11 protein-coding genes are annotated in these 12533 nt (G+C 73.8%); 5 read left to right on the top strand and 6 right to left on the bottom strand.

Annotation, left to right across the window (positions count from 1 at the left end; genetic code table 11):
• Positions 1 to 720: nuclear transport factor 2 family protein (locus tag DD1DGNOD_RS10460; RefSeq protein WP_206443072.1), on the top strand; the 720-nt coding region annotated here is incomplete at its 5' end.
• A 30-nt stretch (positions 721 to 750) separates the two neighbouring features.
• Here the strand turns inward: DD1DGNOD_RS10460 and DD1DGNOD_RS10455 are convergent.
• Positions 751 to 2388: a dipeptide ABC transporter ATP-binding protein gene (locus DD1DGNOD_RS10455; protein ID WP_131770001.1), complete on the bottom strand. Its 1638-nt coding sequence runs from the start codon at positions 2386 to 2388 to the stop codon at positions 751 to 753.
• A 315-nt stretch (positions 2389 to 2703) separates the two neighbouring features.
• Here DD1DGNOD_RS10455 and DD1DGNOD_RS10450 point away from each other — a divergent pair, with 315 nt between their 5' ends.
• Positions 2704 to 3489, top strand: a complete 786-nt coding sequence (locus DD1DGNOD_RS10450; RefSeq protein ID WP_131770000.1) for an SDR family NAD(P)-dependent oxidoreductase — start codon at positions 2704 to 2706, stop codon at positions 3487 to 3489.
• A gap of 155 nt (positions 3490 to 3644) precedes the next feature.
• Here the strand turns inward: DD1DGNOD_RS10450 and DD1DGNOD_RS10445 are convergent, their stop codons facing one another.
• The 5 genes from DD1DGNOD_RS10445 to DD1DGNOD_RS10425 all read right to left on the bottom strand — a co-directional run bounded on the left by DD1DGNOD_RS10445 (position 3645) and on the right by DD1DGNOD_RS10425 (position 10220).
• On the bottom strand, positions 3645 to 4706 hold the full coding sequence (locus tag DD1DGNOD_RS10445; protein WP_131770004.1) for an LLM class flavin-dependent oxidoreductase: 1062 nt from the start codon (positions 4704 to 4706) through the stop codon (positions 3645 to 3647).
• Positions 4707 to 4803: 97 nt separating this feature from the next.
• Positions 4804 to 6063, bottom strand: a complete 1260-nt coding sequence (locus DD1DGNOD_RS10440; RefSeq protein ID WP_131766949.1) for a ketosynthase chain-length factor — start codon at positions 6061 to 6063, stop codon at positions 4804 to 4806.
• Positions 6060 to 7364, bottom strand: coding sequence for a beta-ketoacyl-[acyl-carrier-protein] synthase family protein (locus DD1DGNOD_RS10435; protein WP_131766955.1), 1305 nt, complete (start codon positions 7362 to 7364; stop codon positions 6060 to 6062). The genes DD1DGNOD_RS10440 and DD1DGNOD_RS10435 overlap by 4 nt, the downstream gene beginning before the upstream one ends.
• A gap of 116 nt (positions 7365 to 7480) precedes the next feature.
• On the bottom strand, positions 7481 to 9154 hold the full coding sequence (locus DD1DGNOD_RS10430; protein ID WP_131766948.1) for an FAD-binding oxidoreductase: 1674 nt from the start codon (positions 9152 to 9154) through the stop codon (positions 7481 to 7483).
• Positions 9144 to 10220, bottom strand: coding sequence for a ketoacyl-ACP synthase III family protein (locus tag DD1DGNOD_RS10425; protein WP_131766947.1), 1077 nt, complete (start codon positions 10218 to 10220; stop codon positions 9144 to 9146). The genes DD1DGNOD_RS10430 and DD1DGNOD_RS10425 overlap by 11 nt, the downstream gene beginning before the upstream one ends.
• A gap of 236 nt (positions 10221 to 10456) precedes the next feature.
• Here DD1DGNOD_RS10425 and DD1DGNOD_RS10420 point away from each other — a divergent pair, with 236 nt between their 5' ends.
• The 3 genes from DD1DGNOD_RS10420 (at position 10457) to DD1DGNOD_RS10410 (ending at position 12498) form a co-directional block, all read left to right on the top strand.
• The gene (locus tag DD1DGNOD_RS10420) at positions 10457 to 11488 is read left to right on the top strand and encodes an acyltransferase domain-containing protein (protein WP_206443071.1); all 1032 of its coding nucleotides are present in this window, start codon (positions 10457 to 10459) and stop codon (positions 11486 to 11488) included.
• A 216-nt stretch (positions 11489 to 11704) separates the two neighbouring features.
• On the top strand, positions 11705 to 11962 hold the full coding sequence (locus DD1DGNOD_RS10415; protein WP_131766946.1) for an acyl carrier protein: 258 nt from the start codon (positions 11705 to 11707) through the stop codon (positions 11960 to 11962).
• A gap of 56 nt (positions 11963 to 12018) precedes the next feature.
• On the top strand, positions 12019 to 12498 hold the full coding sequence (locus DD1DGNOD_RS10410) for a MarR family winged helix-turn-helix transcriptional regulator (RefSeq protein WP_131766945.1): 480 nt from the start codon (positions 12019 to 12021) through the stop codon (positions 12496 to 12498).
• Positions 12499 to 12533: the final 35 nt, after the last annotated feature.

Genomic DNA, 12533 nt, shown 5'->3' with positions numbered 1-12533 from the left:
GACACCACGGTCGGCCTCCAGGCGGCGCGGGGGGTGGGACGGGGACGTGCCCAGGCTGGCAGGAGCGGGTTCAGGGGCACTGGAGCGGCGGTCCAGGAAAGCGCCGCGGGCGCCGGACCGGTCCTGCACGCGCGTTGGACCACGGCTCCAGGGGTGCGTGGCAGCGTCGGGCGCGCGGGCGCGGTCGCGCCCCCGGCCGGCGATGTGTACGGAGGACCGATGGCACCCACCCGATCCGCGACCCGTGTCCCCGTCCCGGTCGGTGCCGGGACGTATGTGGAGATCCAGGCGCTGTACGCGCGACAGGCGCAGAGCATGGACCTCGGCGACGCGGAGGCGTTCACCGCCACCTTCACCGAGGACGCGGTGTTCACGCACATCTCCAGCGGCGAGGTGCTGCGGGGGCGGGCCGCGATCGCCGAAGCCCTGCTGCGGACGGCGGAAAGACGCCGCGGCGCGGTGCACCGGCACTGGTTCAACCAGTTGGTACTCGACGCGTCGGGTGAGGAGGGCGCGGCGGACGGTCAGGGCGCCGCGGGCCCGGTGGACGGGCCGGGGTCGGTCACCGCCCGCTACTACGCGATCGTGAGCGCCACCGGCGCCGACGGCACGGTCCGCTGGGACCCGAGCTGCGTGGTCGAGGACGTCCTGGTCCGCGGGGCGGGCGGCTGGCTCACCCGTTCCCGTACCGTCCACCGCGACGACCTGCTGCTGCGCTGACGCAACACAGGCGCCCGCCGCCCGGGGCGGTCAGCGGGTGCCCGGGACCGATGCGAGCAGTTCGCGGGTGTAGGGGTGCTCGGGGGTGTCGAAGACGCGGTCGAGGGGGCCCGCCTCCACCAGGCGGCCGCGGTGCATGACGGCCACGCGGTGGCACAGGTCACGGGCCACCGCGAGGTCGTGGGTGATGAACAGGTAGCAGAGGCCGAGTTCCTCCTGGAGCCGCACCAGCAGGTCGAGGATCTGGGCTTGGATGGAGACGTCGAGCGCGGAGACGGGTTCGTCGCAGACCAGGAGGTCGGGCCGCAGGGCGAGGGCGCGGGCGATCGCCACCCGCTGCACCTGGCCGCCGGACAGCTCCGCCGGACGGCGTTCCATGACGGACTGCGGCAGCGCGACGAGGTCGAGCAGCCGCGCGACTTCGGCGCGGCGCTCGGCGCGGTTGCCCGTCGGGAACGCCCGCAGGGGCTCCTCGACCAGGCGCCGCACCGGGAACCTGGGGTCCAAGGTGGCATACGGGTTCTGCTGGACGACCTGCATCCGGCGCCGAAGTCGCCGCAGTTCGCCGCCGGAGAGGCCGGCGAGGTCCACGCCGTCGACCCGGACCGCGCCGGCGGTCGGCCGCTCCAGGCGCAGCACCAGGCGGGCGGTGGTGGACTTGCCGGAGCCGGACTCGCCGACCAGGGCCAGCGCCTCGCCGCGGCCGACGGTGAAGCCGACGTCGTCGACGGCCCGCAGCGTGGCCGCGCCGCCGGCGCCGCGCGGCCGGGGGAAGTCCTTGGTCAGCCCTTTGACCTCCAGCAGCGGCCGGTCGGACACGGGTCGCGGCGGCGCGGGCCTGACCGGGCGCCGGCCAGGCACCGCGGCGACCAAGCGCCGGGTGTACGGATGCTCGGGCCGGGCGAGGACCTGTGCGGCCGGGCCGGACTCGACGACGGTGCCGTGCGACATCACCAGGACCCGGTCGGCGCGGTCCGCGGCGATCCCGAGGTCGTGCGTGATCAGCAGCAGCCCGAGGTTCTCGCGGACGGTCAACTCCGCCAGGTGGTCGAGGACCTGGGCTTGAACGGTGGCGTCGAGCGCGCTGGTCGGCTCGTCCGCGACGACGAGGGCCGGGCCGGCGACCAGCGCCATGGCGATCAGGGCCCGCTGCCGCATGCCACCCGACAGCTCGTACGGGTACTGGCGGGCGCGTACCTCCGGATCGGGCAGCCCGGCCCGGTCCAGGGCGGCGAGCGCACGTTCCCATGCGGCGGCACCGGTCGCGATCCGGTGGATGCGCAGCACCTCGGCGACCTGGTCGCCGACCCGCCGCACCGGGTTGAGCGAGACGCCGGGGTCCTGCGGCACGAAGCCGACCATACGGCCACGCAGCGCGCGCAGCTCGCGCTCGCCGAGGCTGACGGTGTCCCGGCCCAGGACCCGGACCCGGCCGTCGACGATCCTGGCCCCGGCCGGCAGCAGTCCGGTGACGGCCAGGGCCGTGGTGGACTTGCCCGAGCCGGACTCGCCGACGAGGGCGACGGTCTCACCCGCGCCGACCGTGAGGTCCACGCCGTCCACGGCTATGACCTGGCCGCCGCTGCTCTGGTAGCGGACCCGCAGGCCGCTGATCTCCAGCAGCGGGCCGTCATGTGCCGCCGCTGCGGCCGCTATGCCGCTCGTCATCGGTCCCCGCCCCTCGGTCGTCGCTGTCCTGGCCCCAGGTGTCCGGTCGTGTCCGGCCGTGTCCGGCCGTCGGCGTCCCGCCGCCGCGTCCACCGGACGCCGGCCGGCTTTCGGTGGATCGCCGACGCCCACCGGCGACCGGCCTGGTGCAGGCGACCGTAGCAGCGTGCAGCGCCGGCGCGACAGCGTGGACGGCGTCCGCACCACCGGTTCTCGATCGCGCTTCGAGGCGGGGCCGTCAGCCTGACGGTGTCGCGCCGGCGGGTCCCCGCGACCGCCGTGCTCCGGGCCGCTCAAGCGGAAGGATCAACCGAGGTGGCTGCAAGTGTGCAACGAAACGTCCTGGTCACCGGTGCCACCAGCGGCATCGGGCTGGCCGTCGCGGAAGCCCTGGCCGGGCTCGGCCACCGGGTCTTCCTCAGCGCCCGCACCGCGGCCGACGTGGCACGCACGGTGGACGAACTGACCGGGCGGGGACACGAAGTGGCCGGCGTCGCCGCGGACGTACGCCACCAGGAGAGCGTCAGCGCGCTGGTCGCGGCTGCCACCGAGCGCTTCGGCCCGGTCGACGTCCTGGTCAACAACGCCGGCCGCAGCGGAGGCGGACCGACCGCGCGGCTGACCGACGAGGTGTGGTTCGACGTGGTCGACACCAACCTGCACAGCGTCTTCCGGGTTACCAGGGAGGTGCTGGGCGCGGGCGGTCTAGCCGACCGGAAGTGGGGGCGGATCATCAACATCGCCTCCACCGCAGGCAAGCAGGGTGTGGTGCTGGCCGCGCCGTACTCCGCCTCGAAACATGGCGTCGTCGGGTTCACCAAGGCGCTCGGGCTCGAACTGGCCGGGACCGGCGTGACCGTCAACGCGGTGTGCCCGGGTTTCGTGGAGACGCCGATGGCCAAGCAGGTCAGGCAGGGCTACGCGGAGCTGTGGGAGACCACCGAGGATGACGTGCTCGGCCGGTTCGAGGCGCGGATACCGCTGGGCCGCTACACCACGCCGCAGGAAGTCGCGGGGCTGGTCGGCTACCTGACCACGGACGCGGCCGCGGCCATCACCGCACAGGCGATCAACGTGTGCGGCGGGCTCGGGAACTTCTGAGAGGCTTCCCAGGACGGGGAGCAGCAGGCGGGTCTTCGGGCCGGGGGACCCGGGGGCCCCGCCCCGCCGCCTGTCCGGAACGGCAACCATGGCAGCCGCGGGATGGGACGGCGGGGGCCGCGCGCACGACCGGCGCGGCCCCCGCCGTGTGCCGGTCATCGGGCGAACGCGGGCGCCACCCGCTCGGTGAACAGACGCAGCGAGCGGGCGGACACCTCCGCCGGAAGGTTGCCGGAGTGGATGGTGAAGCTGAGGACGACGTCGTCGCCGTACCACTCGGCGAGCTGCTCGATCTGCCGGGTGACCTCGGCGGGGTTCCCGGCGAGCACCTGGTTGTCCTTCAGGCGCTCGTCGAAGTGCAGGAGCTTGCCGGCCTTCTCCAGACGCTCGTAGCCGGGGTAGTCGGCGCTGCGGGCCCGACCCCAGGCGCTGGTGGCCTCGGCGATGCGGGCGCTGTAGAGCTCCTCGTCGGTACGACCCAGCGCGCGGGCCTCGTCGCCGTCCTCGGCGAGGAACAGGCCAAAGCTGATCTGGATCCGCTCCTCGCCCGGCTCGTGCCCGCCGTCGGCCCACGCCTTGCGGTAGGCGGTGAGGATGTCCTGGAAGCCATGCCGCCCGGAGATCGCGGGCACCCCCTGCAGTCCGCGCCCCGCGCGCCCGGCTGCTTCCGCGGAAGCCGGGCTGGTGGCGGTGGCGACGTAGATCGGCGGGTGCGGGTCCTGGTAGGGGCGCGGCAGCAGGGTGACCGGGCCGAACTGGTGGAAGGTGCCCTGCCACACCACGTCCTGCTCGCTCCACAGCCGTTCGACGGCGCGCACACCCTCCTCGAAGCGGGCTCTGCTCTCGTCCAGGGATACCTGGAAGGCGGCGAACTCGTCGGGCAGGAAGGCCCGCCCGAATCCGACGTCGAGCCGGCCGCGGCTGAGATTGTCCAGCACGGCCAGCCGCGCGGCCAGTTGGACCGGGTGGTTGAAGGCGGGGATGACGGCCCCGGTGGCGACCCGGATGCGCCGGGTGGCGCGGGCGATCGCGGTGAGCAGCGGCACGGGGTCGGGGCTGTAGCCACCGTAGGCGAAGAAGTAGTGCTCCACCGTCTTGACGTGGTGGTAGCCCAGTTCGTCGGCGAGGACGGCGAGGTTCACGGCGTCGTCGTACCAGTCGGCCGCGGCGGCCTGTTCCGGGCCGATGGTGGGGAAGAAGGTGATACCGAATCGCATGGCCATCCCTGGGTGCTCGGGGTTGGTGGCGGAAGGTGTGCGCGGAGTACGGGGGGCCGGTTGCCGCGGCGTAGGAAGGGACGGTGCGGCCGGCGGGTCAGCGGCGCACCACCAGGGCGGAGTTGAAGCCTCCGTAGCCACGGGCCAGCACCAGGGCGGTGCGCAGCCGCACCTCGCGGGGCTCGTCCAGGACGAGGTCGAGGGGCAGTTCGTGACTGGGCCGGACATGGACGGTGGGCGGGATCACCTGGTCGCGCAGCGCAAGCAGCGCCGCGGCCACGTCGACCGGAGGCCCGCCGGCGAGCAGCCGTCCCGTCCTCGTCTTGGGCGCCGTGACCGGCACCGCGCGGGGCCCGAACACCTCGGCCAGCGCCTCGGTCTCGACCCGGTCGAGCTCCGGGACCCCGGCCGCGTCGGCGAAGACCACGTCGATCTCGTCGGGCCGCACCCGCGCGTCGTCCAGGGCGCCGCGCAGGGCCCGCACGAGGGTGGGCGGCCGGCCAGATTCCGGGTGCGGGTCGAAGCTGGCGGCGTAACCGGCGAGCTCGCCGTAGCGGTGGGGCGCGCCGCGCTGTTCGGCCGTGCCGGCGTCCTCGACGACCAGCAACGCGCCGCCCTCGCCGGGCACGTACCCCTGCGCCTCCGGGTCGAAGGGCAGGTACGCGCGGTCGGGTCGGTGGGCCCGGCTGAGCCGGCCGTGAGCGAGCTGGGAGACCACGGCGTACGGGTTCAGCGGCGCCTCGAACCCGCCGGCCAGCGCGACCTTGAGGCCCTTGCGCAGCAGCCGGCGCGCCTGGCCCAGCACGTCGAGGCCCGCGGCCTGCTCGGCGACCAGGGCGCTGCCCGCGCCGCGTAGGTTGTTCCTGATGGAGATCTGGCCGGTGTTGACGGCGTAGAACCACGCGAAGCACTGGAAGGCGCTGACGTGCCGCGGGCCCAGCGTCCACAGCTTCTGGACCTCGTGCTGGGTGAACTCGAAACCGCCGGAGGCGTTCGCGGTGACCACCCCGGCCTCCAGCGGGTCGAGCTGGGCCAGGTCGATACCCGAGTCGGCCAGCGCCCAGTCGGCGGCGGCGACCGCGAAGCGGGTCACCGGGTCGGTCTGCGGGATGAGCCGGCTCGGCAGGTGCGCCGCCGGCTCGAACCCGTGGACCTGGCCGGCGAAGCGCGAGGCGTACCTGGAGGCGTCATAGCGGTCGATCGGCCCGATCGCGCTGCGGCCCTCCAAGGTGGCTGCCCAGAACTCGTCGGCACCGAGTCCACCGGGGGCGAGCACGCCCAGCCCGGTGACGACGGCGGTACCGGTACCCGCCCTGGAGCCGGCGCCGACGGTGGCCGTGCCGGTCGCCCGGCTCATCGCGAGCTCCCGGTGCCGGGCTTGCGCAGCAGCATCGCGCTCTGGAAGCCGCCGAAGCCGCTGCCGACGGTCAGGGCCACGTCGACGCGGTGCTCTCGGGCGGTCAGCGGGATGTAGTCGAGGTCGAGTTCGGGGTCCGGGCGGTGGAGGTTGGCGGTCGGCGGGATCACGTCGTGCTCGACGGCCAGGGCACAGGCGGCGATCTCGATCGCCCCGATGGCGCCCAGCGAGTGGCCGATCATGGACTTGATGGAGCTGACCGGGGTGGCGTAGGCGTGGGCGCCCAGGCTGCGTTTGAAGGCGGCGGTCTCGTGCCGGTCATTCTGCTTGGTACCCGAGCCGTGGGCGTTGATGTAGTCGACCTCGTCGGGGTCTGTGCGGGCCTCGTCGAGAGCGGCGGTGATGGCGTGCGCCATCTCGCGCCCGTCGGGCCGCAGTCCGGTCATGTGGTACGCGTTGCAGCGGCTGGCGTGGCCGGTGATCTCGGCGTAGACGTGGGCGCCTCGGCGCAGGGCGTGGCCCAGCTCCTCCAGGACGAGGCTGGCCGCGCCCTCGGCCAGGACGAAGCCGTCGCGGCTGAGGTCAAAGGGCCGCGAGGCGTGCTCGGGGTCGTCGTTGCGCGGTGAGGTCGCCTTGATCGCGTCGAAGCAGGCGACGGCGAGCGGGGAGACGGGGGCGTCGGTGCCGCCGGTGACGACGATGTCGGCGGCGCCGTCGCGGATCAGGTCCCGGGCGTGGCCGACCGCGTCGAGTCCGGAGGTGCAGCCCGAGGAGATCACCGCGGCCGGTCCCTCGGCGCCGACGCTCCAGGCCACCTCCGCGGCGATGGCGCTGGGCACCAGGTAGTCGTACAGGTGCGGGGTAGCGTGGTCGCTGTCCAGCACCCACTTGCGGCCGGTGTCGCTGAGCACCACGTACTCGTCCTCCAGGGCCGTGGTGGCGCCGACGGCGCTGCCAATGCTCACGGCGACCCGTCCGGGATCGAACGCGGTCAGCTCCAGGCCGGAGTCGGTGACGGCCTCTCGGGCGCTGACCACGGCCAGTTGCGAAGCGCGGTCCAGCCGCCGGGCCTGCCGGGCGGTCAGCCCGTGGGCGAGCGGGTCGAAGTCGCACTCCCCGGCGATCTGCGAGCGGAACGGGGCGGGGTCGAAGAAGGTGATGCGCCGGGTCGCGGTGCGCCCGGCGGTCAGCAGGTCCCAGAAGTCCTTGACGCCTGTCGCGCCCGGCACGACGGCGCCGATGCCGGTCACGACCACGCGCCGCTCCCGGCTGTCCTCGCTGTGCCTGTGTCGGCTTTCCACGGTGTGGTGTCCTCGCTGCTTGTCGTTGCGGTCGGAGGCGGCCCGGGCCGGGTGGGTCCACGGTCGCAACCGCCGCTCCACGGCCGGTCCAGAGCGCGTGGAGGGCGGCTCGGGGTTCACCGGCCGGGAAGTTCCACCGACAGCGGGTGGCGGAAGAAGTCCGTCGGGTCCCAGCGGGCCTTGACCTGCTGGAGCCGCGGGTAGTTGTCCTTGTGGTAGAGCTCGTGCCAGCTCAGCCCCGAGGTGTTGGCTTTCGGGTCGTCGAGCGGGGCGGTGTCGGGGTAGTTGATGTAGCAGCCGTCGGTGCGGTCATCGGGCACGGGTACGTTGCCGGTCCTGGCGTACACCTCGCGGTACAGGCCGGTGGCCCAGGCGATATTGGCGTCGTCGTCGGCCGGGGAGGTCCACAGGCTCTGGAAGAGCGCCTTGAGCACGGCGCCGCGCTGGGCGACGGCGGTGTCGTGCGGCCCGACCGCGCCGATCCGCCCGCCGACCGGGTTGAGCACCACCATCGCCTCGTGGTTGCTGACCCTGTCGCTGGTCAGGTAGCGATGGATGATCGAAATCTGGTCGTCGGTGAAGCCCTTGAGCAGGTAGGCGGAGTGGTTGTCGCTGCGGATGGCCGGGTTGTTGCCGATGGCCGATCCGGTGCCGAGCAGGATGGTGGCCCGTAGCCAGGGCAGGTGCAGCGGCGCGGGCAGCGCGGCCGGGTCGACACCGGTGCCGGCCAGCACCGAGGCCAGGTAGGAGTCGAGCAGTCCGCGCGCGTCGGGCGCTGCGGCGTCGACCTGCGTGAGCACGGTCACCGCGCCGGCCGACACGTGGTTGAGCGAGACCGAGCCGCTGAGCGCGGTGTACGGGGAGTCGGGCGCGCTGTTGGCCTCGTACCAGGTACCGACGTTGCGCACCAGCGCCGTGAAGCGGTCCGCGGTGAGCGCGCTCCATGGCACGCGCACGACGCTGACCAGCACCTCCTTGGGTGGGTTGACCAGTTGCCTGGACGGTTCGCTGCCGGTGGCTCCGGGGCTGCGGAACCAGTAGCGGGTGATCACGCCGAAGTTGCCGCCACCGCCGCCGGTGTAGCCCCACCACAGGTCGCGGTTTGGGTCGTCGGCCCTGCGGGTGGCGGTGACCACCCGTACCGAGCCGTTCGCGTCGACCACGACGACCTCGACGCCGTAGAGGTGGTCGACGGTCAGGCCATGCGCGCGTGAGAGCAGCCCGAAGCCGCCGCCCGAGACGTGGCCGCCGGCGCCCACCGAGTAGCAGAAGCCGCCGGGTATGGTCACGCCCCAGCGCTTGTACAGGGTTTGGTAGGCGTTCAGCAGGATCACGCCGGGCTGCACCTCGAAGGCGTTCAGGCCCTCGTCGTAGCCGATGCCGTTGAAGGTGGACAGGTCCAGGACGGACTCCACCTCCGGGTTGAAGACGAGGCCGGCCAGGCAGTGGCCGCCGCTGCGGATGGACAGCCGGCGGCTGGCCCGCACGGTCTCGGTGACCGCGGCGACGACGTCGTCGGTGCTGCGCGCGACGTAGATCCGGCCGGGGGTGCCGGTCCAGCGCTGGTTGACTCCGGTGATCAGCTCGCCGTAGCGCGGGTCGCCGGGGGTCACGGTGATCGAGGCGGTGTCGGCGGGGGCGGCCGGCTGCCCGCGGCGGCGCGCGGCGGCGCCCCGAGCGGGGGGTGCCGCGGCTGCCGGGGCGGCGATGCCGGTCGCGGTGACGGCGGCGCCGGCGGCGACGGCCGCCGTGGAGGCGAGCAGCCGCCGGCGGTCGAGGTCAGTGCTCATCGGGTTGTCCTCCTCGGGGTTCGGGAGTGGGTGGCGGGGCGGTGGCGGCGTCCGGCGTCGTGAGGATGTCGAGTACAGCGAGGGTCCAGGTGAATCCCGCGCCGACCCCGGCGAGCAGGACGCGCTGCCCGGGGCGCAGACGTCCGGTGCCGGCCAGGTACGCGAGGCTCGCGTACTGGTCGCCCGCGCCGAGGTGGCCCACGGTGCGGGCCCAGGGCCAGGTGCTGGACTCAGCGTCGATGCCCCAGCGCCGGAGGTAGCCGGTGGTCAGGCGGCGCAGCCCGAAGTGGGGCAGCACGAAGTGGTCGATGTCGTGCAGTTCGCAGCCGGCGTCGGCCAGCACCTGCTTGAGCACCTCGTTCTGGGCGGCGGTGACCCGCTCCAGGCTGAAGGACAGCCCGTACGCGGCCACGAAGTCCCGCTTGTGGGCGTCGAGGTCGACCCGGGGGCGGCGGCTGAACGGGGCCGTGCCGAACGGGTCGTCGCCGCGGTGCATGCTCTCCAGGTCGGAGTCGGCGACCGTGGCCAGGGCGCGCAGCACCGCGAAGCCGCCGCGGCGGGACAGCACCAGCGCGGTGCCGCCGTCCGCGTACAGGGTGCCGGCGTCGCTGCGCCACCGGTCGAACCCGGGCGCGGCGAACCGGTCACCGGTGGTCAGCAGCGCGGCGGTCCCACCGGTTCCGGACAGGTAGCCGGCCGCCAGCTCCAGTGCCACCATGCCGCCGTTGGACATCTGCCGCACCTCGACGGCGGGGCACCGGTTGCCGACCGCGACCCGCTGCACGTAGGCGGCGGGCGGCCACAGGTCCTGGCCCTGGTAGTAGACGTCGGCGTGGAGGATCAGATCGATCTCGCCCGGGTCGTGCCCCGACGCCCGCAGCGCGGTGGCCGCCGCCCGGGCAGCCATCTCCGCGGGATGCTCCCCGTTGGCGACGGACACCGACACCAGGCCCGTGCTGCGGGCCACGCGCGCGTCGCACCGCCCGTCCGCGACGGCGTCGGCCACCGTCTCCCGGGCGGGCAGCCGACTGGCCGCGGCGGCGACGAACACCTCGTGGTACCTCATCACGTTCCCGTCCCGTCCGAAGGAGTCGTGTGCGGCACGCGCCCGCCCGCGGCTGCACGCGGAATCACGCGGAATCACGCGGTCGGCCGCCGGCCGGCCACAATCGGCCCGGCGTGCCACGGGCCATCGTGTGGGTCGGCGCTGGACGCGGCGTCCAGAGCGGGTCGAGCGGGGCCTGCCACGCTCCCGGCCACGGGCGCCCGCACCGGCGGCGCCGACCAGGAGGAGGGCAGGCGATGAGCGTGCGTGCGGTGGGCAACGCGGGGTCGGGCGAGGGCTCCGGCAACGGCTCCGGCGCGGGACGCGAACGGCCGCGGGTGGCGATGGTGTTCCCCGGCCAGGGCGCGCAGCAGACGGGCATGGCGGTCGGGCTGTACGAGGCGGACCCCGGGTTCCGAGCCCGTATGGACGAGGTGTTCGCGCTGTGGGGCGCCGAGGGGGACGCGGTACGCCGGGATTGGCTCGCGCCGCGGCCGGTGCTGCCGCTGGACGACCTGCGCCGGGCCCAGCCGCTGCTGTTCGCCGTCGGGTGGGCGCTGGGGCAGACGGTGTCGGACTGGGGGGTGCGTCCGGCTGCGGTGCTCGGCCACAGCGTCGGCGAGGTGGTCGCGGCGGTCTTCGCCGGGGTGCTGGCGCTTCCCGACGCGGCCGCGCTCCTCGCCGAGCGGGTACGGCACCTGGCGGACGCGCCGCCCGGCGGGATGGTGGCGGTTGCGGCCTCCGAGGAGCAGGTGCTGCCGTTGCTGGCCCCGGGGGTGGTGGTCGGCGCGGTCAACGGGCCCCGCCAGGTGGTGGTGGCCGGGGCGGAGGGGCCACTCGCCCGCACCGAGCAGGCGCTGAGCGCGAACGGCCTGCGCTTTCGGCGGGCGCGTACCACCAGCGCGTTCCACAGCCCCGTGGTGGCTGCCGCCAGCGCGCGGTCCCTGCCCGCGCTGCGGGCCACACCGCTGCGGCCTCCCGCGCTTCCCCTGGTGTCCGGGTACACGGGCACGTTCCTGACGGATCGTCAGGCGGTGGATCCGGAGTTCTGGGTGGGTCAGCCCGCCGCCCCGGTGCGCTATGCGCAGGCGTTGGACCGACTCCTTTCCACGGGGCCCTACCTCCTGCTGGAAACCGGGCCCGGACAGAGCCTCACCATGCTCGCCAAGCGGCACCGCGCGGTGCGGCCCGGCGGCTCCACCGCCCTCGCGCTCCTTCCGGCCAAGCCGGCCTCGGGCGCCGCGGAATCCGCTGCCCTCCATGCGGCGCGCGCCGCCCTCGCCTCGTAGCAGCCCTGTTCCCGGAAGCGGCGGCACCCCACCGGGCCCTTCGCACGGGAACACCCGCGACTGCCGCCGCGATCAGCCTCCGGCGAGGACGCCCGTGGCCGCGGCCACCCTTGACGGGAGCTCCAGCGGGTTTCGAGATCCCGCTGACAGGGTCGAAGCCGCCCGGGTTCGCGCCGGGCATCCCGTAACGCCCCCGGAAGAAACCGAGGACCCGAGATGAGCCAGCTGACTCTGGACGACCTGAGGACGATTCTGCGCGAGGCTGCCGGCGAGGACGAGTCCGTCGACCTAGCCGGCGACATCCTGGACACAGCATTCACCGACCTGGGATACGACTCGCTCGCTCTGCTGGAGGCCGCCGCCGTGATCGACCGCAACTACGGGATCACTCTCGCGGACGATCTGTTCACCGGTGTGGAGACCCCTCGCCAGTTGCTGGCCGAGGTCAACGCGGCGCTGGAGAAAGCCGCCTGACGCCACGTCCGGGCTCTTAGTTGGTTTTGCTCAGCCAACTGCGTTAGCGTGGCCGCATGACCAGTACGGCTCAGACCGACCAAGCCATCACCGATGCCGCGGTGGCACTCAACACCGCCGGGTGCTGGCTGTTGTCACCGGCGACCAAGCGCCGCATCGCCGCCGAGGCGGCCCTGACCCTCCCCGCGGGCGACTACACGCTGCTGACGCAGATCGACCGCTGGCAGCCGGTGCGGCTGTCCACGATCGCCGAACGGCTGGAGGTGGACCGCTCCTCCCTCAGCCCGCAGACACAGCGGCTGGAGGGCGCGGGGCTGATCCGGCGACTGCCGGACCCGCTGGACCATCGCGCCCAACTGGTGGAGGTCACCGAGCAGGGCCACGCCGTGCTCGAACGGCTGTGGGCTGCCCGGTCCCGGGCGCTGGCGGAACTCGTCGCGGACTGGGCGCCCGAGGACGTGCACCGGCTGACCGCGAGCCTGACGAACCTCGCCACCAGCATCGGCTCCCGGGTGCACCGGGAGGGCGCCCGATGAGCACGGACCGCGCCCTGGAGCAGGCCGCCCTCCCC

Source organism: Candidatus Protofrankia californiensis (assembly GCF_900634765.1).
In the GTDB taxonomy this organism is placed as follows: domain Bacteria; phylum Actinomycetota; class Actinomycetes; order Frankiales; family Frankiaceae; genus Protofrankia; species Protofrankia californiensis.
The sequence above is the reverse complement of the archived record's forward strand: the minus strand, read 5'-3'. Positions and strand labels throughout refer to the sequence as shown.